The following is a 23,746-nucleotide window of genomic DNA, read 5'->3' on the forward strand; positions in this document are numbered from 1 at the left end:
CATTTTTAACCGTGTTATCTTTCAACGCGGTACGTACTCTTAATATCTTTTACTGATTTTAAATCCCTTAATCTCACTAAAATATCTTCAAAATCCTGCTTTGTTGCATGGTGAGTAACCAAAACAATTTCAGCTGTTTCCCGTTTTACGATAGGTAGCTGAAGGATTTTTTCAAAGCTGATATTATGCTCGGCAAAGAGTGATGTAATTTCTGCAAACACGCCTGTTTCATCTGATACATGTAAACGTAAGAAATACTTTGAGAAAATCTCATTATCAGCTTTTAATTTTTTCGGATATTGCGGCGATACAATGCTTTTACCATTGACACCATCACGCATATTTTTCATGACAACAACCAGGTCTGACACAATCGAAGTTGCTGTAGGAAGGCTGCCCGCTCCCGGACCATAAAACATTGTTTCGCCAACCGCTTCACCACAGACATAAACGGCATTATATTCATTTTGCACTGCAGCAAGCGGATGTGAATCAGATAACATCGTAGGCTGTACGCTGACTTCCACTTTATCATCATCCTGCTTTGCCATACCGATCAACTTCATTGTGTAACCAAGCTGCTTTCCATACTGAATATCTTCTTCTGTAATCGATGTAATTCCTTTTACAGACACGTCATCTAAATCAATTTCCATTGAAAATCCGAGAGTGGCAAGAATCGCCATTTTACGAGCCGCATCCAATCCTTCTACATCTGAAGTTGGATCTGCTTCAGCGAATCCCAGTTCTTGTGCTTCTTTGAGCACTTCCTCGTAGGCAGCACCGTTTTTGCTCATCTTTGTTAAGATATAGTTTGTTGTGCCGTTTACAATTCCCATGATTTTCGTAATTTTATCTGAAGCCAGACCATCCACAATACTTCTTAAAATAGGGATGCCCCCGGCAACACTTGCTTCAAAAAATAAATCGCACCCATTATGAGAAGCAGTCTGCAAAAGCTCCGCTCCATGAAGAGCCATTAAATCTTTATTAGCTGTTACGACATGCTTTTTATTGTTCAATGCCTCTAGGAGATATCCTTTTGTTTTCTCAACGCCGCCCATTACTTCAACCACTACATCGATCTCAGGATCTAGCAATATATCATCGACATCTGTTGTTAAAACAGATGGTTCAATATCGATTGAACGTTCTTTATCCAAACTTTTAACGAGAATTTTTTTCACTTGTATCGGACAGCCGACTTGGTGCATGAGTTTATCCTGATGGTCTTCGATAATTTTTACAACACCTGAACCAACTGTGCCAAGCCCTAATAAACCTATTGAAATCACATTCACTGCTAGCCCTCCCTTTAGCTGTTCATTATAAAAGTACATTTGTATGTGTATAGTAGACATTATAGTGTGAAAATACTGGTTTTACAAGGAATAAATTTCTCATTTTCAGCAATAATTTCAAATTATGTATACTAAAGCTTTTATCCCTCCTTATTTTCTTATTATTTTCACTATTTTTATTATACGCGAAAACTGTCTGTTTTCATAAAAAAAAGCAGTGCCGCCATGGTTTTAAAGCCAATCAATAACAGGTATTTGAAATTTGCGCACGGGGACTTCTGTCAATTGATAAAAATCTTGTAGGAATTTTCTATGATCACTTGAATGCTGTAAATAACTTTCCAACCGCTCGGTCAAGAGCCGCTGCTGCTGCTCAGAAGTTGTCGAATAATAATCTTCAATACACTCCATATAATGAAGCGGAAACAAAATTCTTGCATATAATAATCTCCAAGCAAAAGAGCTTAATGGTTCAATCGACTGATAATCCCTATAGAAACTTTGGATATCCGGCTGATGCGTTCGATAATTATGGAAATAACGCTCTCGAGTCCATTCTGCCAAATCACGGCTGCAATGATCAAATACCCAATCAAATGGGTTTCTCAGCCAAAATTCTTCACCCCAGGTATGGATCGTAAAACGATCGTGACATACTGTCCCATTATCGATAGCTTTTGGGTCATCATCCAGCTCTGTATCCACTAAATACTGAATCGCATTCTCTCCAATTGCCATATAATAGGGAAAAGACTCTAAAAACATGCGGTCAAACTCATTTTCTGGATGTTGATAAAGCATACTGTTCCAAACTTTTTCCATTTGGTCTATTCTCTTTTCCCACAGGCTTTTCCATTGCCCGATTCTGCTTATCTTTTGCACTGGAAAAGAAATAGATCTGCCACGAAAATGGAATTTCGCCAACTTTCTCCCCATTCGGTCTGATGTTCGTAAATGGGTCTGGTGACAAGTGAGAACACAATATTTTTCCGATTCCAATGCCAATATTCTGCTATTCTCTTTTGTATGTAGAAATGAACTGACTGAGCGGTCTCCATTCTTTTGTAAATGGTTCGCTATTTGGTCTAATTCTGCCAATTCTTCTTCATTTACATGATTAACCGGAATCAAAATATACCGCTGATTGTCTTTTTTACATGAATGATAGTGACCTATCGGCATCGATTCGATCGCTTCGATTCCATAATGCTTTTTAAGAAGCTTTTGTAACATACTTCTCCACCTCATTTTTTATGACAAAATTTCACTTCAGAAATGTTTATAAAAAAATAATTTGTGCTCATCTTTGGCAGGCATCATGAAAAATTGATAGAATAATTCTAATACTATTTATTTTATTGCTTCCTTTTTACTAATTAGCTGATGTTTTATATTTATGATGAATGAACGGGAAACTTGTGTATTTCTTGAATAAGGGCTTAATCGACGGAAATGATGAAGATGAGGAAGAGATTCAATAGGTCCACATAAACAGTTGTGAAAATCTTAGGAAAAAGGTGAAACGTATGAGTGAAGATGGAAAAGTTATGGATCTAACGGAAGAAACAGCGCGAAAATGGCTTAAAGAAAGGGGAGTCAAAACCGAAGAAATCGCGGAGCTTGTGTATTATTTGCAAAAAGATTATCATACAGATTTAAAAATGGAAGATTGTTTGCACAATGTAGAGCGGGTCATTTCTAAAAGAGAAGTTCAAAACGCCATATTAACAGGAATTCAGCTTGATATACTGGCTGAGAAAGGAATGCTGGAAGAACCGCTGCAATCAATCATTAAGACGGATGAAGGTCTTTATGGGGTTGATGAAATCCTTGCCCTTTCCATTGTTAATGTATATGGTTCAATCGGTTTCACAAACTATGGCTATATTGATAAACAAAAGCCAGGCATCCTAAAGAAACTGAATGATAAATCAACAGGTTACTGCCATACCTTTCTTGATGATATTGTCGGTGCCATTGCTGCGGCAGCATCAAGCCGCCTTGCACACCGTGCCGAAAATGTAGAGTAGGAATCACTTCGCCCTTAGGCTGAACTGAGATAACAAAAGAAGCACGCTGATAAGGCGTGCTTCTTACACTATTTCCCACTGATTAAGACTGTCCAAAACAAAGGTTGGCTGATTCTCGTAGCCCTTCAACAGCTCTTTTGTTGTGACACCCGTATGGACAAGTAATGTATCGATTCCTGCATTCATTCCTGCCATAATATCGGTATCATAATAGTCCCCAATCATTAAGGTCTCTTCTTTTTTTGTCCCAATTACCTTTAGCGCCTGCTCCATAATGATCGACTCTGGTTTTCCAATGAAGATTGGCTTTGTTTGGGTAGAAACAGAAATAACGGACGTTAACGATCCATTTCCAGGGAGAAGCCCTCTTTCTGTCGGCAATGCAATATCGGCATTCGTCGAGATGAAGACGGCACCATTGCGGACAGCTAAACAGGCAATCGCTAATTTTTCATAGCTAATTTCACGGTCAATGCCCACTACAACAAAATCAGCATGTTCATTGGCAAACGGAAAGCCTTTTTCTTTCAACGCTGTCATAAGCCCTTCTTCACCAATCACATAGACAGAGGCCTTTTTCTTTTGTTCATAAATGTAATTAGCTGTTGCGAGACTGGTTGTAAAAACCTGCTCTTCCGTTGCTTTTACCCCAAAGTCTCGAAGCTTTTCCGCTACTTGTGCAGGTGTTCTAGAAGAGTTATTTGTTACAAACAAGTACGGCAGACCGCGTTCATTTAATTTATTAACAAAATCTGCTGCCTCTTGAATCACTTCCGTTCCTCTATACATCGTACCGTCTAGATCAATTAAATACCCTTTGTATTGTTTCATCCATTCACCCTCATTTGCAGAAGCATGTTGTAGTCGGTTTGTTACACTTATATTAGTTTTCTTGTATCGAATAATGGCAGCATGTATGACCCTCCGCCATCGAAGATAGAGTGGTAAAATCTGCATCTAAAAACTTCTTGATAAACTCGCGCTCAGCTTGACAAATTCCAGGATATTCTTTTGCAATTTCAACATATGGACAGTTAAGCTCTTTAAAATGCAGCTTGCCATCCTGTTTCTCAATTTGCGGCATATAGCCTTCACGCTCTTGGATCCGCTTCAAGCTTTCAAGTTTTTCAGCCAACGCTTCCTGCTTATGATCGAGTTTATACTGTTCAAGGAATTGCTCTCTTTTCTTTTCCAGTATTTGTTTAATCAGGTCTTCCTGGCCGGCTTCTTTTAGTCCGTTTAAGATTTCAAGGCTGAGCTCCTTATACTTTTTCGGGAAGAAGTTTTCTCCCTGCTCTGCCAGTTCATATACTTTAGAAGGTCTGCCCATTGTTTGTTTTTTTACATTCGAACGAATGAGTTTGTCACGCTCCAACGTTTGGACATGTCTTCTTACTGCCATTTCAGTAATACCCAATTCATTCGATAGCTCCATAATCGTTAAGCTGCCATATTGCTTTAAAAGGGCTAATATTTGTTCCTTTGTATTCCGTGTATTAATTAACATTTCACTTCACCATCCTTGTAAGAAAAGCTTTTAAGCGTTCTATACCTGGAAATATCGTTATATCTCTGACTTTGTTCACTGGAATTTAGCCTGCATCTTGATTTCCGCAATGTAACCGCTCTATTATTTAGCAGATGGTTTGAAAGCAGTAACAGGGCCAAGTTCATTTTCCATATACTCCTGTACCTTTGGGGCAAACTGTTTTAACGGAATTAATTGACGTTGGAAGCCCTCCAAGAGTTCACGATGGTTGATATTTGTATACTGCTGCTGCAGATTTTTCCTATAGGAAATCACTTTTTTATAGCTCTCACACATTTCCTTCGTAATAACCTTTTCATCCTCTAAAATATCAATAATATCATCATAGCTGCCTGGATCACGCATAATAAAGCCATCAATAAGGCCATTTCCAACATCAAGGATAGACTCAAGAATCATGTGGAGAATTCTTTCTAAACCTGCCTTTTCAACCGCTGTTTCCCACTCTTTTTTTTCTTCTAATAAACCAATAAGTCCTTCCAGATAATTTAATGTTTCTTCAATTTTATTTCTATCCACAAAATACATTTCTATCACCTTTCCCCTCTAGTTTATCCGTTTATAAATTTCTGCTATAAGGCTGGCGCTGTCCCCTTTACATTGATGACAGCATTTGATGAGTAAAGTCAGAAGGCCTGGCAAAATAATATCCTTGAGCGAAATCAACTTCATGTTTTGACAAGACACTTACTTCCTCCATCTTTTCAATTCCTTCAGCCACCACTCTAGAACCTACTTCTTTAGCCACAAGCAGAATTCCTTTTAATATGGATTCATTTACGGAACTTTCATGGATATTTTGAATTAGTGCCCTGTCTATTTTAATAATTTCCGGTAGAATTTCACCAATTGAATTGAAATTTGAATAACCGGCGCCAGTATCATCTAAGGCAAAACGAATGCCTAACGAACGTAATTGTTTCACATTATCAATTAATACCTTCTTCTCTTCTACCGTATCCTGCTCCGTCATTTCAATAATGATCTGACGTGGATTAACCATGCTGAACTTATTTAATTGTGTTTGTAAATCCTGAACAAACCATTTATTTCCAAGAGTCAATGGTGTAAAATTAACAAAAATCTCTTGGTGGCAGCCGGTTTCCTTTATTTTTTCAAAGGTTTTCTCGAGGACAATCATTTCTAAATCATAGAGGTTACCGGTCTGCCTTGCAACGGCGAATAGACGTAAAGGCATTTCTAAATCGGTGCCTTCAGGACCCCTTGCCAGCATCTCCCATGCATGGATTTCGTTTTTCATCATATCCATGATTGGCTGGGCAAACATCCGAATTTTCTTTTTCGAAATAATCTTACTCATTTCATAGCGCATTTCGAGATATTCACTCTGAACCCGCTTCTCTGCCATCGTAAGAGCCTGTTTGCGGGCTGTATATATCGCATCCTGAACCACAGGATATCTTTTTTCGATAAACATAAATTCTTTATCAACAATAAGCTGGCTCGTAACTTCATCTGATGGCAGCGCACGTTTCATTTCGTTATATAATTTTTTCATTAATGCATCAACGTCATATACTCTTTGCTCCACATCATCTTCAACTTGAAAATAGATTGAAAATCCATCTCCATAATGGTAATCCGCTAAGAGCATTTTATTCTTTCTAAGCCCTTGTTCCCGTTCAATTACTTCATGAAAGGTCTTTTTTATCGTTTGAATGGCTTTTTCAGTCTCGCTTGTACCAAACCACTGTATCAGATCTGACATATTCCTGATGTTATACACAATAACAGCCGTTTCATTTCCGTTTTTAAAAGCCTGTAAAACACCTTCTGCGATTACGTCTCTTATAATAAAGCGTGGTGGAAAAAACCTAATATGCCGTAACGGAAGAAAGACTTTCCACCAATTTACCCATTTGCTTCATTTCCTAACTCTCATCGATATACCTTCCTCTCAGAAGCATAGAAACCATTATATATTTAAATTATCCCATTTGTAATGTAAACGGTTTTACAAGTTCGATTACGCACAAATTTTCATAGGCATATATCAGTTTGGTGCTTTCGTATGAAACTGTTTCAATGTCTTTTCCGTCATATTAATATACTTATGTTTATTGTACCATAATTTTCACAAAATCTATTTATGAAAAATTATTAACTAGTGCTCAACCATTAGTGTATAACCATTGTTTCTGCTAATATAGGGATAACAATATTTTTTGCGAAATATTTTGTAACGACAGTGAATAAAGGGGAGAAAAAGAAAAAGATGACAGAACGCTTTTACTTATACGACGATACTGAAAACACAAAAACAAGGTTTGTCAGCTTTATGGGTGAAAATAACCGCTTTGATTTAGCGATCACATATTCAGATCGTTATTATGGAAAATTATTGGTTCTTGATATTCAAGGCGGAAACTTCGCTATTATTGGTCATGATGATTTAGAAGAAGAAGGCTATTTGGAGCATGTTTTTCGCTTAGATGAAGAAGCGGCGGCAGAACTCACTTCGTTTCTATCCGAAATCGTCTGACATGCTCGTATCACCTCATATTTTCACAAGAAAAGTGAATACTGTTGTTGAGGTGATCAAAATGGACGACAAAGAGACGGAACATTATAGAAATTTTTCCAACGTTGAAAAGATGAGAAATGTTGTCATTCCTGAGGAATTTCCCGAAGGACCTGTCGGTTCACCGATTGGAAAAAATACACCTGTTGAAAATAAAAGCACCCCATGGCGTGAAGGACAACGGACTTACAGTGCCTTCAACTGGGAGAACAAATCGCTTCATGAAGACCTGCCAAGGCAGATGGAAGGCGCACATCCTCCGCACGATGAATAAGAAAAGCGCAAGCGCCTTGCTCAGCCCCGACAAGCATAAGACAAGCCGGCATGAAGGTTGTTCTTTAACCTTCTTGACGGATTGGCTTATGACCTCGAGGGGCTAGGCGCTGGAGCTAGACCACTATCAAAGTCTAAAGAAATACTTTCTTATCTCATAAAAAAGGGTGTTAGGCACCGCAGATGAACAAATGCTAGCATTTTGTCTTTTTGCGGTGCCTGACACCTTATTTTTTTACTTTTTTCACAATGAAGTAAGCACAGCCAAAGTTACAAAATTCATAAAGGTATTCTGATACTGTGCTGATTTTTGTATCATAGGAAGCCTTTTGATTTTGGTCATCAAAAAAGCCTTTTAACCGAAGCTGACCATATCCCCAATCACCGACAATATAATCGTATCTCGTTAAGATATCGCTATATCGGCTGCGGAAAGCTTCTTCGTTAAAGCCATTTCCTCTTTCCTCAACGATCTCGTAACAAGTATTTTCAATGCAAACCATCCTTTTCACCTCTCAAGTGTGTCTCCAATAAAACGGACCATTTCAGCCTTCATAGCAGACGAAATCGACACAGCCTTATATCTATACGTTCTTGTTCGCATTCCAAGAACCGCAAATTTTTCCAGATTTGCTAGGGTAACTGCAATGCTTGGAACGGATTGCTATAAGAAGATTTAGCCATAAAATCAGCAAAAGTGCAAGCAGTCAGCTAAATCGCCAACAATTACTATGTGAAAAAGTATGTACAACGGTCACTCTATAGATATGGAGGTGGATAAAAAAATGAAAAAATCATGGCTGATTGTCGGTCTTTGTAGTCTTACTGTTATGACAGCCTGCCAAGAGGATCTGGCAAAAAACGAAACGTACAAGGACAGCGGGAATACGATTAACGTAAATGATGATCGCCGGGAATTATATAAGGAGCATAATAACGGAAATAAAAGTGAGCACTTCGGCTATGTACGTCATCAAAAAAGCCCCGTTTTAGGCGAGCAAATGTCTGACAATCATTATACAGACATTGACCGTGAAAAAGTAGCCGATACGATTTCAAAGTATTGTACAGACCTTCCAAATGTACAAGATGCAGCTACGCTTGTGACAGATGAAGAGGTACTTATCATTTATGATAGCGATACAAAGGATCGAGATCTGACCGCCGATCAAGTTAAAAAAACCGGCATGTCTGTCGTTCCACGCTGGTACCGTGTATATGTCAGCGATAATTTTAACTTACGGAAAACAATGGAAAGCTATTCCTACCTTGATTCTACCAGCAAAAATGCCGAAACAGGTATCGATAAGCTGATAAAAGAAATGAAAAAATCACCGCAAGGCCAGCCTGTTCAAGATGAGGAAAATGCGAATGGAGATGTCATGGACATCCGTAACCGATCGACCAATGTTGAAAAAGAGTAATGACGATGCAGTACACAAAAAAGAGTTCAGCCCGATTTAGCTGAACTCTTTTCATTCTTAAGCATTTTTCAATTCCTGGTCTCCCAATGTATGCTTTTGTTTTGCGGCTTCATTTACTTGCTCATCTGCGTGATAGGAGGAACGAACAAGCGGACCTGCTTCACAATGACTGAAGCCCTTTTGCATCGCAATTTCTTTAAGTTCTTTAAATTCATCTGGATGATAATATTTTTCAACCGGTAAATGTTTTTTCGTCGGCTGCAGGTATTGGCCGATTGTCATAATATCGACATGATTGGCACGCAGGTCATCCATTACAGCAAGGATTTCCTCTGTTGTTTCTCCCAGACCTACCATCAAGCTTGATTTCGTCGGAGTATCCGGCTGAAGCTCCTTTGCACGCTGCAAAAACTCTAAGGACCTTTCATATTTTGCTCTTGCCCTTACTCTTGGTGATAGTCTTTCCACGGTCTCGATATTATGATTGAGAATGTCCGGCTTGGCATCCATTAAAGTTTTTAGATTCTCATACACGCCTCCCATATCGGATGGCAAAACTTCAATCGAAGTTAAGGGATTTTTCCTTCTGATCGCACGGACCGTTTCCGCAAAAACAGCGGCACCGCCATCCTTAAGATCGTCACGTGCAACAGCTGTGACAACCACATGCTTTAAATTCATCAGCTGAACGGAATCAGCGACTCTTTCCGGCTCTTTCCAATCCAATTCAGTCGGAAGTCCTGTTTTAACAGCACAAAAACGACAGGCTCTCGTACATGTATCACCGAGAATCATAAAGGTGGCTGTTCTTCTCTGCGCCCAGCATTCATGGATATTTGGACAACGAGCTTCCTCACATACTGTATGCAAATTATGTTCCCGCATCATTTTTTTTAGACCCGTATAATGCTCATTTGTATTTAATTTTATTTTCAACCACTCCGGTTTACGTTGTATTTCATTTTTGTTGGACATACTGTCACTCCATTTCTATCGCAATATAACATTAACAGGGTAATTGCTATCCTTTCAACTTTAACATAGGAAAGGAATAAACGACAACCATTCAAAACTCTGCTGTTATTTCCAAAAATTTATATTTATGAAATCACTCTGTACTCACAAACTATTAAGGCAGATAAAAGTACATGCGTGGCCAATAAATCTTGAGGTGCTGAAGACGAATGCTAAAAACATTATACTTTATCTTTTGCAGATGGAAGGGAGGATTTGTATGCGGCAGGCTTTAATCTGTTCGATTTGCTTCATTCTATTTTTTGTAAATAGACCATTGCTGACAAATGCTGAAAATGAGCAAAATGACCTTTATGCCAGGAGAATGGAATTATATCAGAAAATAGAATATGTTACAAATATTCCCTGGTATTATTTAGCTGCTGTTGACCAATATGAAAGAAATATCCGCCAATCCCGAAAGGACTTACCAAAAGCAGAAGGTTTAACAGGAATTTATTTTTCACCGGAAGTATGGGTTGGATTAACCAATCCAAATCGAACGGATGAAAACCCGCTTTCAATTGAATTTTTTGCCGGAATGGGCGCCGATGGAGACGGGGATCAAAAAGCATCACTAAAAAGCGATGCTGATGTCCTTTATGCCTTTGCCCGCCATATTTTAAATTATGGCACTGATCACGATAACATTAAGCTGGCTTTATGGGATTATTACAAACGTGATAAATCAGTTAGTATTATTATCGGGAAAGCCAAAATCTACAAACACTTTGGACATCTGAATTTAGAAACCCATGCCTTCCCTGTCCCGCTTCGAAGTAACCATAGCTACAAGAACACATGGGGTGATGCACGCGGCTGGGGAGGAAGAAGAATTCATGAAGGCACCGATATCTTTGCAAGCTACGGCGTTCCAGTGCGTGCAACTTCATACGGAATTATCGAAATGAAAGGCTGGAATAAATATGGCGGCTGGCGCGTCGGTATTCGTGATATTAATAATAACTACCACTATTTTGCCCATTTAAATGGATTTGCCAAGGATTTACATATCGGGCAGGTGGTTGAACCAGGCCAAATGATTGGAAGTGTCGGCAGCTCCGGCTACGGACCTCCGGGTACATCCGGAAAATTCCCTCCACATCTGCATTATGGGATGTATAAGGATAACGGAAGAACGGAATGGTCTTATGACCCGTATCCACACTTAAGACTTTGGGAAAGACAGGAAAGACAAAGAGCAAAAAAATAAAAGCGGAAGCGCCTGATCAGCCTTAAGGCTGTAATAAGCCAATCCGTCAAGAAGGTTGTTCTTTAACCTTCTTGACGGATTGGGTAGACCCAAGATGGGCTAGGCGCTGGAGCTAGACAAAAAAATAAGGTGTCAGGCATCGCAAAAAGACAAAATGCTACCATTTGTCCATATGCGGTGCTTGACACCTTAATCTTTCGGCAATTGAATTGCCGGAGTGCTGTTTCCATTGCCATTAAAAAATTGTGGAACGTCTCCTCTAAATACGCCCATACCAATTGGGATATTTCGCTTTACAACTGTTACATCTGAGGAAAAGGGAACGATGATCTCGATGTTGACTTGAACTTCAATATAAATTTCGATAATACCGCCGTTGATGCCAAACTCATCGATCTTCGTTTTCACATCTGACTGGACATCCCCAATAGCATAAAATTCAACGGGTATATCCGGTCCTAAGTTACCAAGCAAAGCATTATCGGTTGCCCGCCCTAATGGAATCGAGAAATTGATTCCTTTTGCATCCTTTGTTTTTTTCTTTTCAACTTCTACTTCTGTAATTGAACTAAGTACATCTGTATTCCCTTCTTCTGCTTCCTTGATATTTTCATGAATAAGACTGACAATTTCTGTCTGTTTTCGGATGATTTTTTCTGTATCTAATTGAATATTATTGGACCCGTCTGTATTGGGAATCGTCCGAAAAAGATCTTCTGATTCAGCTTCTTCAAATTGCTTATCCACTGCATTATTGATGACTAATGTGGCAATATTTCTTGATTCTGACTTGGCATAACTCATAAGCGTCGGCTCTAATTCTTTATCAATGATCCATAGACAGACCAGGGTTGAACAGATGAAAAACACAAGCGTTATCAATAGTACATATCTTAATGGCAACGGCCCTTTTTTGTGTATCCGTCTGCGAAAAAGCTTTGCCAAGACAATTCCCCCCTCTACAAGCTATATGTATGCAAGAGAAAGAGGGACTAACGCATAATTTTAGTTAAAAAGCGATAAAATTATTTACGATCTTTTATAGGTTGTATCACAATCTGTCACAACTAAGGAAAGTTTCTCTGCTAAATTAATTTCATACGGCGCCACAGGATAACCGTCCTCTTCAAGGACTCTTACAATCGGACGGTCATTCAGCGATTGATTCTGTTTGACGACGACCCCTTTTCTGCCATCATTCAAGGAAACGGTTATTCCCACTGGATAGATTGCAACGGAATGTTGAAAAGCTTTCACGATTTTACCTTGGAAATGACGATCAGATCCCGCATACAGCATTTCTAAGCCTTCATGTGGAAGCATTGCCTGGCGATAGACACGATGGGATGTTACAGCATCAAACACATCGGCTACCGTGACAATTTTTGCGTAATCATGGATTTCATCACCCTTAAGACCTCTCGGATAACCGGAGCCATCGAGCCGCTCATGATGTTGAAAAGCACAATGGGAGACAAGCAGCGGCACTGTGTGCGTGTTACGTAATAATTCAAAGCCTTCAAGCGCATGTTCTTTGACAATCACATATTCTTCATCTTTCAGCTTTCCAGGCTTCATGAGTATTTCCTTTGGAACAGAAACTTTGCCAATATCATGCATGAGAGCTCCGAGTCCGATCGTTTCTAGTTTCTCGGTTGGCAGCTTCAGCTCCATCCCCACTGCCAAAGATTGAACTACTCACCGCTTAACAACCTTGCGGTCTGTTTGAAGCGGGAGATTCCTAAGAACACCAACCTATCGGTTAGTTATTGATTAGGCTATCCCCGTCGCACCGACGGTTAGAAGTCTTATAGCTTCATTTTTAAGATTTAAGCTTGCGTTAATATCTCGATCGTGTTGGTTATGGCATTTTGGACATTTCCACTCACGCAAACCGAGATTTTTAACGTCTTTATTTTGATAGCCACAGCATGAACATAATTGACTGGAAGGAAAGTTCTTCGCAACAGTTACGATTTGTTTTCCGTACCATTTGGCTTTGTACTCAATCATCGTTTTGAACTGTGACAAAGACACTTCACTAATGGCTTTAGCAAGATGATGATTTTTTAGCATATTACTTATAGACAAATCTTCCATACCGATAATGTCGTGGTTATTGACTATTTCGGTAGATATTTTGTGTAAGTAGTCATTTCTCGCATCCGTAATTTTCTCATGGATACGGGCGACCTTCTTTTTCGCTTTATACCAATTTGCACCCCCAATCGTTCGTCTGCTCATTATTCGTTGCGCTTTAGCTAATTTATCTTCTAATATGCGAAAGAATTTAGAATTGGAGTATGTCTTTCCATTTGACAGAATGGCAAAATCCCTTAATCCTACATCTATGCCGATTACTGATTCAGTTTTTGGCAACTCAGATACCTCAGCTTCTGTTCCTAAAGAAACAAAGTATTTACCCGATGGATTACGTCGAATTGTGGCATTTAAAATGCGTCCTTTGATTTCACGACTTTTTGCAAAACGAACTAATCCAAGTTTAGGTAACTTGATATAGCTGCCTTCAATAGATATATTTCCATTAGTATGCTTTGTCGTATAAGATTGAACAGGATTCTTTTTCGATTTAAATCGTGGATATTTATTTTGTTTTTTGTAGTAACGATCATATGAGTCAGCTAAATTTTCTACTGATTTTTGCAAAGCTATACTGTCCACTTCTTTTAAAAAGGAATATTGCTTTTTTAGTTCTGGAATTGATTTTACTGTATCGTATTTATTTAGACATTTGCCCTTCCAGTTATTTGCTGGGAGTTGACCGTTTTGTACCATTTCTTCGCAGATATACCAGTAGGCAAGGCATCTTTGTCTTTTTGTTTACCTAAAAAGAAGTTAAACACAAATCGAGGGCACCCTATTGTTTTGTTAATCAGTTCAATCTGTTTTTTATTTGGAAAGATACGGAACTTATATGCTTTATTTACTAGCATTATATTTCACCTCCTTACACCGAATATATGTTCCCATTATATCACAAGTGGTAGATTTTGGATATCACCAACCGACATTCATCTCCCACCTACTCACTCGGCTACGCCCTTCTCGTTCCTTCAGGTGGGAGTCTACTGTCAGGAGATTGATATACGAACTTTAATGAAAATAAAAAAGGGCAGTCGCGATGACTCCCCTCCTTCTATATCATTTTCAGCATAGCTTCTTTTCCAATCATCCCTTTATAAATCCCCATTGCTTCTGCTTCATATGTGACAGATTCTAAAGGGGCCTCCAGAAGCTGTTCAATCGTTTTAACACCAACCGCTCTGCCGGCAATTACTTTACGGTCTTTCAATTTATCATTTAACAATGCGACATCAAGAGCTCCGCACATAATATATCCCTTATCACTCGTAACCACAAGCAGATTGGTTTTCGGTAAAGAAACAGAAATACTTAAAAAGGTATGTCCATATATTTCAATTGGTGAAACATCGATCATCTGTACATGCTCCTTTCCTTTTCCTACTAATAAATTATGTAGGAAAGGCACAAAGCGTGTATTAATGAACTGTTTGTTTTTCTGTTTCGCCAAGCCTCCACTCTAATAGGTGGCGCAGAAACTCAGGTAAATAATAATGCTTAGTTTTGGCACGGAAAATGGATGGGAAAAAGCGGCCAAAGGTAAACATATCAGGAATGGCCAACTTATAAATTTTCTCACTATCAATGAATGATCCATGAATAGAAAAGCGGTAATAATCATTTTCTTTTTTTACATCAATTCCGCTGTATACGATTTTTCCCATTATTTTGCCGCGAAATCCAAGCCCGAAAATTTGCAGGTTCTTCCACTTTTCATCCATTGTCTGAACGAGTACTTCCCGCAGCTCTGCTCCCGAAAGCTCCACGACGGCCGGATTTATCGGATGAGGACAAAGCTTCAGTAAATCATATTTGGTAATTTTTCCGCTTGGTAAACTTTCAAGAATTAACCCCTCATTCATAAAAGCACAGTCCGCTTGGCACCAATCTTGAATCGCTTTACATAGCAGGATAGCAAGATCCTCTTTAGAAATTTCATTGCTTTGTGAAGAGACAACAGTAGCCGAAAGAATATCCTTCCCGCAATTGTATAATTGATTCACTTTTTCCTCTTCGTCATCGATCGGTGGCAGATCATTTGTATCATAGAGCCACGCTTTTTTCTCGACAATACGGCCTGCAGTGTCGACCGTTAAGCGAATATGGCCGACATACATACCGTACTTACCTGCACAAGTAAGAAGTGTGTTTTCTGCCATTTTCCCTTCATGAAGAATATGATGCGTATGGCCACCGATGACAACGTCAATGTCGGGGAATTCCTGTCCGATCCGTTCATCATCATGAATGCCTAAATGGGAAAGCAGAATCAAAATATCCGTCTTTCCTTTTAGAAGTGTCACTTGCTCCTTAAGCGCTTCGAACGGGTCCTGTGTCTGCCAGCCTAAAAGGTCGTAAAGATGAGTATAATTGGCTGTCAGTCCGGTCAGACCGATTTTGACACCCTGCTTTGTTTCATAAATGGCATGATCCTTAAGCCATCCTGGACGCTGGCCGTCTTTATAAAATAAATTGGCTAATAAAACATCAAATTGCCTTTGATCATATAGATGATCCAAGTCATCAAATGGAAACGTAATTCCCTCATTATTTCCAATTGTAACTGCATGAAAGCCAGCTTCATTTAAAAGCTCTACATTCCCTTTCCCATGGGTTGCTTCTGTTAAAGGATGAGACCTGTCAGCATGATCCCCAATATCGAATAAAAAGCATTCTTCCCCCGCATCACGATGCCATTTTCTTCTTTCTGCTAAAAAATGTTGAATGCGCGGCCAATGCTCAAAATGGCTATGTAAATCATTGATATGATAGATATGGATAACTTCCAAATTCAATCACCTTCCCTTCCCCTTTAAAGTGATCGGATAATATTTCTCATTTTCTTCATCTTAGCACAAAAGACCTAAAAACACCTTTAATTAAGCCCGCTGAAAATTAAGCGGATCCCGACAATTATGAGGACAATTCTTAATAGCGTTACGATCGCTTTACCCGGCAGATTTTTGTTTAATAACGCACCGGCCTTACCGCCGAACCAAGCACCTGGGATAAGGGCAAGAGCGTAAAGCCAATTGATATTACCCATCACAATATGGGCCACTGAACTGGTTATCGATGTTAAAAATAATAAAAGCATGGACGTAGCCACAGCGATATGAGGTGGAAAAAAGAATAACAGTATCATGGCTGGAACCATTAATGAACCGCCGCCAATTCCTAAGAGGCCGCCAAGGAAACCGACAACGACTGAAATGGCAATGGCGATCAGCGGGCGAAAGCCATAGGATTGCTCATTCCCTTCTTCGTCAGTATAAGTCCGCCAAATTCCTTTTTCCGATTTTCTTTTTAATGGCTTTAATTTATCCTTGTACATGAGTACAAACGACATAAATATCATAAACACGCCGAACCAAATCGAAAAGGTATCGACATTTAACTGTTTATTGACCCATGCTCCTAATATCCCAGCAGGGCCGCTTCCAATAAAAAAGATCAGCCCGCTTTTATAATCGACCCTTTTTTGCTTATAATAGGCAATCGTCGAGGACAGGCCAGTAAAAATAATCACCAAAAGTGAGGTACCTGCAGCAACCTGCGGCGAAACATCACCGATCAGTGTTGTTGACCCGCCTAAAAACAATAAAGCAGGAACAATAATAATTCCCCCGCCAAGACCAACAAGACTTCCAATTGTACCTGCTAAATATCCAAGTATCACAAGGATAATAAACTCCATACGTTCACCTTCTATTTTGGCAGCCCAGCCGTAAAATAGTTACTGCCTTATACTTTACGACTTAAGGATAGCTAATTAAGGAGCAAATGTAAATGAAGCAGATTATGGTGGAGGATGGGAACTCAAAACGATCCCGCTTATAGACTTCTTGATAATGAAAATCGCCTGCCGCTATGGCAGACGATTTTAACATAAAGGTAAATATTAGCCGATAGAACCTTCCATTTCGAACTTGATTAATTGTGCTTAAAATAGCTTGAAATAGTTAATAAAGAAATGGCTTTATATCAAGGGTTTCACTGTTTTTTAAAATATATTAAAATGCAAAATAAAATTATTTCGGCACGAAATCGGCATGAACCTCGACACGAAGGTTGCCGTGCAAAAGCACATGTAACAAGGGTTTTAGAGTACTTTTCTATATTACATCATGCAGCCCATATTTCCACTAATTTGTAACATGTTTAACGTAAGTTAATACATGCTAACTAACCCGCATTATTATGCATTTTTTTATGACTTTTAATGTAACATCTTTAACTCAATTTAATGGAGTAACATAGGGTTGCGTTACCCTTTTGTTACTCCACTTTTATCAATGTGAATTGAATTATAGATCTTTATATTGAATAAAACCTGGTAACTAATTTATTAATAAATATTAATCTCTTCGTTCTAATTCACAAGGTCTGCAGAAAGCTCCACCCAAGGTTCCCTGTTCAAACAGCTTACCGCATTCTGGACAAATTTCATAATGAATACTGCATTTCTCACAGACATTATCACCATTGTTTGTAAAATAAGAAACATTGGGGTTGCCGCAACGAATACAACGCTCATCAAATTCTTCATCAAATTCTTCATATGGGAGATCGCATTCTAATACCTCAAAACCACTAGCTACAATATTTAGTGTATCAGTCATAATAAAATCTTCATCCTTCTCAAAATCTACATCAAATTCAAAACTTATATAACCACTAATAAGAACATCCGGAGCAAAAACTTCCTTAGAATAATTCCTGGAGATAGATTCAGTAATATTTAGTCCAACACGTGTATTAAAAGTACCTTCAATAATAACCTGATTTTCACTAACTTCAACAGATTCAATATCTATTTCTGGTGGAAAATATTCCGTTATTTCCACATCTGCAATTGGGTTTGATACAAAATCCTGTAAATCACCACTATGTATTAGGTAACTTGTTAAATCACCTTTATCATCAAGTATCTCTTCCCAACTTTTATGAGCAATCAATTCTTCACTTATTTCATCAGCATTCATCTCTAGATGAGTAGTATGGTCAACCATATTATTAATAATTGAAACATGGTTGATAAAATTAGTTAAATTCATAATTACCAACGGTTGATCACTATATTCATCAAATTCAACAAATAATTCCTCACGAGGTCTCAAGGGTATATCATTTTTATCTAATACCCACCAGTCTTCTTTTTCATCATTAGTAATGAAAATTATTCCATTATTATTTTTCTTAGATTGTTCTAATAGCTGTTTCCATAAGATTAAATCTCCAAACTTCTCCCTTTTAGTGTTATCTTTTTTGTCTTTCTCTATATCCATATAACCTGGTGGCATCTTGTATTGATATCTTTGTTCACCTTCTGAATATATTTGTAGCAATTGAGTGAAGTTAAAAGGTTCACCCACTCTTTCACTACTTATAAGTTCGTCTATAAACTCCTTAACTTTATCATCACGGAGCATTTTTTCATTTTGTTTAACTTCTTCCTTGATCTCTTCTTTATAGTTTTTTGACTCTTCTTTAATTGATTCAATTGCTACATGAATCTTCGCTTCAAAATCATTGACCTTTGGAAACCTAAACTTGTTAAATTTGCTAAACTGTTTATCAATATCATTTTTCGTAACAAGCATTATTCTTTCAACTTCTTTAGTAACTTCTTTATACTTATTGTATTCCCTAGTAATGACATCGTGGCGATTTTTTTTAAACTCTTTAATAACCTGTGCCGGTAACCAAAACTGTTCTTTTGGAACTGTATCTAAAATATTTAGAATTTGATTTGTCGTTTCTGTTGAATACCTGTACAAATTTAAAAAACCATTAGTGTCTATAATTACTAACGGTGAGGACTCCCATAACTCTTTAAATTCTTCAAACGGGAATATATAGCTCATGAAAACCAACCTCTCTTTTATGTATTAAATTAACAAAAAATACCAATGGTATGATATTCCAATTATAATACACACTGTATAAAAGATTAACCTATATTTGACTAAAGATTTGGTAAGATTCAGTTAAATTATAATAAAAGGCCCCTAACTGCGACGATTAAGGGCCTTCTAAATATTAACAATTAACTTTAAGAAATGATGTGTAGAATTTTCAAAAAAGTCAAGGTGCCTCTTGTTGATACAAAGCTTTTTTATGAGGTAAAAAGCATTTTATAATCATAAAAAAGACCATTTCCACAAAAGTGAAAAGGGCCTTGAAACGCTGATATCTTAACATTTTGAGAACTAAGGTGCACGACGAGCGCCTTTAAGACTGTATTTTTTACGTTCTTTTATATTCAAATATAATAGGAAGAAACTAGAATTAAAATCATTTGCGAAAAGCCTTAATTTATAAGGCTTTTTTGCATTAAATGAAAAATGGATATTATACCCTTATATATGTTTCGTGGTCAAAATGTGGTCACAATAAAAGTTATGCCATCTACTTACGAAGAGCATCTTTTGTTGGTTATCTTTCAACAATTGCGCCCGATTGCTGAAGATCGAAAACTTTAGAAGAACTTCAATTGATCTTTTAATTATTATAGTGATAGGTAAGCTTTTGAAATTATCGCCAGCTTTTCCCCCACTTCACACCGTACTTGAGACTTGCAAGCAGCTAAAGCTGTGGTTAAGAAAGCATATTTCACTGTGGATTGGATCACCTTTGTTTCAAATGGATCATTTTCTTGTCACAGTTGGATCAAAAAGATGGCACAACTGGGTCAATTTGATGGCTGTAATCACTTATTATAGTCGTTAATAATGGAAATAGTTTTATTCGCCACTTCACTACCAAGTGATGCATACAATTTCTTATCGCCAATAATATAAAATTCTTCTTTAGCTCGTGTAGCCGCAACATTCATTATATTTGGATCAGAAACAGCCCATCTTGCTGCCCCACTGCTATTAGAGTCTGCTCCAAGGACAAAATAGACAATTTTCGCTTCTTTTCCTTGAAAAGTATGAACAGTTCCAACATTTGTTGTTTTACCGTCTTGTCGTTTAGTAAAGTTAATTTCATCTAAAACTCGTGCCATTTTATAAGCCACATTTCTAAATGGAGATATAACATAGATTTCATTCGCTAAATCTGGATCTTCTTGTAACCGTTTAGCAATTAGACTTTTCAGTAAGTCAGCTTGTTCTTTAACATATTTATCATTTGCCTGTCCAACAGAATCTAACCACTGTGATTTCCCTTGCGCCTCATCTTCTTTTTTGCCTTGTACCATTAAACCATCATAAGATATTTCATTTGAAATTGTGAACATCGGATAGTTCGAACGTCTGTGTACCCAAAGTGGTATACCAATCCATTCATCATCATTTTTTTGGAACCCATACTGACTGGCAGCATCTACAATTGTTTGAGTAGACGCATCAGCAGAGACAAATTTTTCGTCTACTTTATAATGTCTTCCAATTAAGGTTAGAACATTCGAATCTAAGGTTAATACTGGTCTTATTTGTGAGGGATCCCCAACAACCATAACTTTTTTACTTCTAAAAATTGCCCCAACACTAGCCTGTGGTAATGCTTGACCAGCCTCGTCTATGAATAGATTGCCTATTGAATTTTCTTTAAGGTTTTTAAACATTCGACCAAAACTAGCAAAAGTGGTGCTGATAACAGGAACAGTAAAATTCAGCCATTGCCATGATTCTGAAATTAACTGATGACCATTCTCTTTCGCAATGTAATCAGATTGTTTATTCCAAATAATCCTTGCCGCTTTTAAATTTTTTATGTTTTCATAGAGGAATTGCTTTCTAACTTTTAAAGCTGAAATAAATAATTCTGATTGTAAAATACGGAACTCCTTTGTAAACCAAGGATTAGACTTTTGAAGTTCTTCATATGATAGTGAAAAATCTATTTCCTCTATGCCTCTTTGTGACTTGATTTTTTCCAATGACTCGATTTCTTTTTCTAATTTTTTCGAATTATTATTCTTAGTAGTCATCCATCGTTCGAAGGCAGATTTTCTGTCCTGCATTTGTTTTTGAATAAACTCACTTTTATCAGCAATTCCCTTTAGCTCATTTTCAAATTGCCTACAGTCTTTCAACAATTTACTTTTTTGTTGAGAAAGATAATTTAAGTGATCATTCGCGCTATTGAGATTCCTGAAATACTGTTCAACTTTTGATTTATTAAATATTTTCTGAAGCCATAAAAAACTCGGCTTTTGTGAAGTAACTACATTAAAATTTCTTTCAGCTTGAACTTGTTCATTAGTTAAATTTTTAAGTTCAATAGAAGCATTCGATAAATCTTTTTGAAGATTTATGCTTTCTTGTCTCAGTCTTTCAATTTCAGCTTTAGCTTCTTTTTCCTGTCTAATCAAATCAGTTCGTTTTTCCTTTTTTTCTTTTTCAAATTCATTAACTTGCTCTTTATGTTTGACTTTTAGTTTGCGTAGATAATATATTTTTTGACTATATTCTTCTACTTTGTCTCTTTCAATTTTCAATCCATTATAAAGACGTGAGAATTCCTGATATACATCAGTATTCGATTGATAATTTTCTTCTAAATCTTTTTCAATTGCTTCAATATTTAGAAGTAATTTATTAATATTGCTTGACGTTCCACCTTCTAACGAAAAAACACCCCAATTTTCCTCATTTAACAGTTCACTTTTAATGTTACGATTTTTTCCGAATCCTTCACCAGTTAATTGGGAATTAGAAATATCTTTGAAATAATTCGCTTCCCCTAATTGATTTTGAAAATCTTTAGCAATCTCTTTTTTCTTTGGTAACTCCTTAACAATGTTTTGGACTGCCCCATTATTTGAACTTGCCACAATAATATTTTTATCTGAAATAGATTGTGGTAAAACGCCAAGTTTAGCATTTTGCCAATAAACCAGACTCCCTTGAATACTTTTGTTAGAAAGTTTCGGAATTTCCAATGCCTGTTGTACTACTAAATCAGCAAAAATATCCTTCAACAATGTTGTTTTACCTGTTCCTGGTGGACCGTTGACACTACGAATATCATTTTCGTCGTTTAAAGCTAGATTTACCGCAACCTGTTGCATTAATGAGAGTGCATAAGCAGGGTTAGTTGGGAAACGTCCTAACGGATAAAATTTTGGTTTTAAAGCAATTTCCTCGAAAATATGTACGTTAAAATGTTCTGATTCTTTATTGCTGTCTAGATTTTTCCTATATCCAGAAAACCCATTAAAATATCGATTTAAATTTTCACTATTAATTATCTTTGCTATTTTTAGATCTTCAATAAAGAAAGAATGTAGATTTATATCGTCATTATCCAAATTTCGCACGAATGTATAGCGAAAGTTATCTACTGAAACATTATACTTTTGTAAAAGTTCAGAAATTGTCTTATTAAAATCCTCATCAAATTTTCGGTTTAAATCTTCTCTAAATGAAGTTTCAACTTTTAAAAAATCTTCGGGTAAATTACCATGTTCACGAATATAACCGCTCATTGTTAAAAACAATTTATCGGCTATAATATTTAGTTGATTATCAAAATATAAAGCAAAGGTAAATTTTTCAGATTTACTGACTTCTTCATAAGTTTTAGCAATCTTGTATCTCTCTCTCAATATATCAATAATTTCTTGGAAATTGAAAATACCAAAATATAATACTATGCCCGACTTTTTAAAGACCTTATCTGAAATATTTTTTTGTTCCTTTTGATTAGTTAAAAAATCAAAAAAAAACTTCTGCCAATTCTCTTCAATAGTATGTAACGACTTTAATAATTTGTCTTTTTTATTAATTGAACCTTCCGATAACTGCTCTATTGTAATCCATGCATTTAAAATATCTTCCCTTTTATTCATGTTCTATCTCCCATTATCATACATATTAAAACTTTATATAATTCTTTATATATTTCGTTAATACAGGGTAAATCCCTTTTAAATCAATATCAAAAACCACCTGAAACGCATAATTCAAACATTTTAGATGGTTCTTTTTAAAACCTCACTTATTTATGATACGGTTCACCGTGATTAATATTAAACTGTTCATAATATAGGTACAATCCATTCTTCAATAATCTAGCCCGATTGCTGAATATCGTAACTGAAGTAAAGCACCTTTACTTCACCTCAATCTCTATTTTGAATATCATTTCAATTGCTTTCATTATTTTTCCTCCGTTTCTTTAGATGGCTTTACTTTTTCTACTACCTCTTTCATATGTCGTACAAAATCTGCGGTAGGATTGGTGCAAGTGCCTTTTTAAAAATTTATTGCCCTAAATAATCACCAAATTGCAGTCAAATAACCTCTAATTATTTGCAGACGATATGGAGTGGGAATAATAAAAA

General features: G+C 37.0%; 20 protein-coding genes and 1 pseudogene. 5 read left to right on the plus strand and 16 right to left on the minus strand.

Annotated elements, in window-relative coordinates:
- Window positions 1-14: 14 nt before the first annotated feature.
- Together R4Z09_RS24350 and yutH are read right to left on the minus strand one after the other, a co-directional pair.
- Entirely contained in the window at window positions 15-1,301 is a 1,287-nt protein-coding gene (locus R4Z09_RS24350; protein ID WP_338449284.1) for a homoserine dehydrogenase, read from the minus strand.
- A gap of 231 nt (window positions 1,302-1,532) precedes the next feature.
- The gene (gene yutH, locus R4Z09_RS24355; protein ID WP_338449285.1) at window positions 1,533-2,534 is read right to left on the minus strand and encodes a spore coat putative kinase YutH; all 1,002 of its coding nucleotides are present in this window, start codon (window positions 2,532-2,534) and stop codon (window positions 1,533-1,535) included.
- A 293-nt stretch (window positions 2,535-2,827) separates the two neighbouring features.
- On the opposite strand from yutH, the gene R4Z09_RS24360 reads away from it, so the two are divergent.
- Window positions 2,828-3,331 carry a phosphatidylglycerophosphatase A gene (locus tag R4Z09_RS24360; protein WP_338449286.1) on the plus strand — a complete coding sequence of 168 codons (504 nt, stop codon included), beginning with the start codon at window positions 2,828-2,830 and terminating at the stop codon, window positions 3,329-3,331.
- A 63-nt stretch (window positions 3,332-3,394) separates the two neighbouring features.
- Here R4Z09_RS24360 and R4Z09_RS24365 read toward each other — a convergent pair whose 3' ends face one another.
- The 4 genes from R4Z09_RS24365 to R4Z09_RS24380 form a co-directional block, all read right to left on the minus strand.
- A complete protein-coding gene (locus R4Z09_RS24365; RefSeq protein ID WP_338449287.1) occupies window positions 3,395-4,162 on the minus strand; it encodes a TIGR01457 family HAD-type hydrolase in 768 nt (255 codons plus the stop codon).
- A gap of 52 nt (window positions 4,163-4,214) precedes the next feature.
- Complete coding sequence (locus R4Z09_RS24370; protein ID WP_338449288.1) at window positions 4,215-4,838, minus strand: helix-turn-helix transcriptional regulator; 624 nt, start codon at window positions 4,836-4,838, stop codon at window positions 4,215-4,217.
- Between the two features lie 123 nt (window positions 4,839-4,961).
- Window positions 4,962-5,408 carry a DUF86 domain-containing protein gene (locus tag R4Z09_RS24375; RefSeq protein ID WP_338449289.1) on the minus strand — a complete coding sequence of 149 codons (447 nt, stop codon included), beginning with the start codon at window positions 5,406-5,408 and terminating at the stop codon, window positions 4,962-4,964.
- 67 nt (window positions 5,409-5,475) lie between these two features.
- Entirely contained in the window at window positions 5,476-6,609 is a 1,134-nt protein-coding gene (locus R4Z09_RS24380) for an EAL domain-containing protein (protein ID WP_338449290.1), read from the minus strand.
- Window positions 6,610-7,116: 507 nt separating this feature from the next.
- Between R4Z09_RS24380 and R4Z09_RS24385 the strand changes: the two genes are divergently transcribed.
- Together R4Z09_RS24385 and R4Z09_RS24390 are read left to right on the plus strand one after the other, a co-directional pair.
- Window positions 7,117-7,383, plus strand: coding sequence for a DUF3055 domain-containing protein (locus R4Z09_RS24385; RefSeq protein ID WP_338449291.1), 267 nt, complete (start codon window positions 7,117-7,119; stop codon window positions 7,381-7,383).
- Window positions 7,384-7,444: 61 nt separating this feature from the next.
- Window positions 7,445-7,696, plus strand: coding sequence for a cytosolic protein (locus R4Z09_RS24390; RefSeq protein ID WP_338449292.1), 252 nt, complete (start codon window positions 7,445-7,447; stop codon window positions 7,694-7,696).
- A 226-nt stretch (window positions 7,697-7,922) separates the two neighbouring features.
- Here R4Z09_RS24390 and R4Z09_RS24395 read toward each other — a convergent pair whose 3' ends face one another.
- Complete coding sequence (locus tag R4Z09_RS24395; protein ID WP_338449293.1) at window positions 7,923-8,198, minus strand: YutD family protein; 276 nt, start codon at window positions 8,196-8,198, stop codon at window positions 7,923-7,925.
- A 282-nt stretch (window positions 8,199-8,480) separates the two neighbouring features.
- On the opposite strand from R4Z09_RS24395, the gene R4Z09_RS24400 reads away from it, so the two are divergent.
- The gene (locus R4Z09_RS24400; protein ID WP_338449294.1) at window positions 8,481-9,119 is read left to right on the plus strand and encodes a YhcN/YlaJ family sporulation lipoprotein; all 639 of its coding nucleotides are present in this window, start codon (window positions 8,481-8,483) and stop codon (window positions 9,117-9,119) included.
- A 57-nt stretch (window positions 9,120-9,176) separates the two neighbouring features.
- Here the strand turns inward: R4Z09_RS24400 and lipA are convergent, their stop codons facing one another.
- Window positions 9,177-10,094, minus strand: a complete 918-nt coding sequence (lipA, locus tag R4Z09_RS24405) for a lipoyl synthase (RefSeq protein WP_338449295.1) — start codon at window positions 10,092-10,094, stop codon at window positions 9,177-9,179.
- A gap of 259 nt (window positions 10,095-10,353) precedes the next feature.
- On the opposite strand from lipA, the gene R4Z09_RS24410 reads away from it, so the two are divergent.
- Window positions 10,354-11,346: a M23 family metallopeptidase gene (locus tag R4Z09_RS24410; protein WP_338449296.1), complete on the plus strand. Its 993-nt coding sequence runs from the start codon at window positions 10,354-10,356 to the stop codon at window positions 11,344-11,346.
- A gap of 189 nt (window positions 11,347-11,535) precedes the next feature.
- Here the strand turns inward: R4Z09_RS24410 and yunB are convergent, their stop codons facing one another.
- From yunB to R4Z09_RS24455, 8 genes and pseudogenes are all read right to left on the minus strand, one after another.
- Window positions 11,536-12,291 carry a sporulation protein YunB gene (yunB, locus tag R4Z09_RS24415; RefSeq protein WP_338449297.1) on the minus strand — a complete coding sequence of 252 codons (756 nt, stop codon included), beginning with the start codon at window positions 12,289-12,291 and terminating at the stop codon, window positions 11,536-11,538.
- An 84-nt stretch (window positions 12,292-12,375) separates the two neighbouring features.
- Window positions 12,376-13,026: an HD-GYP domain-containing protein gene (locus R4Z09_RS24420; RefSeq protein WP_338453345.1), complete on the minus strand. Its 651-nt coding sequence runs from the start codon at window positions 13,024-13,026 to the stop codon at window positions 12,376-12,378.
- A 93-nt stretch (window positions 13,027-13,119) separates the two neighbouring features.
- A pseudogene (gene tnpB, locus R4Z09_RS24425) lies at window positions 13,120-14,300 on the minus strand (IS200/IS605 family element RNA-guided endonuclease TnpB).
- 203 nt (window positions 14,301-14,503) lie between these two features.
- A complete protein-coding gene (locus R4Z09_RS24435; protein WP_338453346.1) occupies window positions 14,504-14,806 on the minus strand; it encodes a YunC family protein in 303 nt (100 codons plus the stop codon).
- Between the two features lie 61 nt (window positions 14,807-14,867).
- The gene (locus R4Z09_RS24440) at window positions 14,868-16,244 is read right to left on the minus strand and encodes a bifunctional UDP-sugar hydrolase/5'-nucleotidase (RefSeq protein ID WP_338449300.1); all 1,377 of its coding nucleotides are present in this window, start codon (window positions 16,242-16,244) and stop codon (window positions 14,868-14,870) included.
- An 80-nt stretch (window positions 16,245-16,324) separates the two neighbouring features.
- Window positions 16,325-17,146, minus strand: a complete 822-nt coding sequence (locus tag R4Z09_RS24445) for a sulfite exporter TauE/SafE family protein (protein ID WP_338449301.1) — start codon at window positions 17,144-17,146, stop codon at window positions 16,325-16,327.
- Between the two features lie 661 nt (window positions 17,147-17,807).
- Window positions 17,808-19,316, minus strand: coding sequence for a PIN-like domain-containing protein (locus R4Z09_RS24450; protein ID WP_338449302.1), 1,509 nt, complete (start codon window positions 19,314-19,316; stop codon window positions 17,808-17,810).
- A gap of 845 nt (window positions 19,317-20,161) precedes the next feature.
- Entirely contained in the window at window positions 20,162-23,251 is a 3,090-nt protein-coding gene (locus R4Z09_RS24455) for an AAA domain-containing protein (protein ID WP_338449303.1), read from the minus strand.
- Window positions 23,252-23,746 lie beyond the last annotated feature (495 nt).

Origin of the sequence: Niallia oryzisoli, from assembly GCF_036670025.1 — a bacterium.
GTDB lineage: Bacteria > Bacillota > Bacilli > Bacillales > Cytobacillaceae > Bacillus_BD > Bacillus_BD oryzisoli.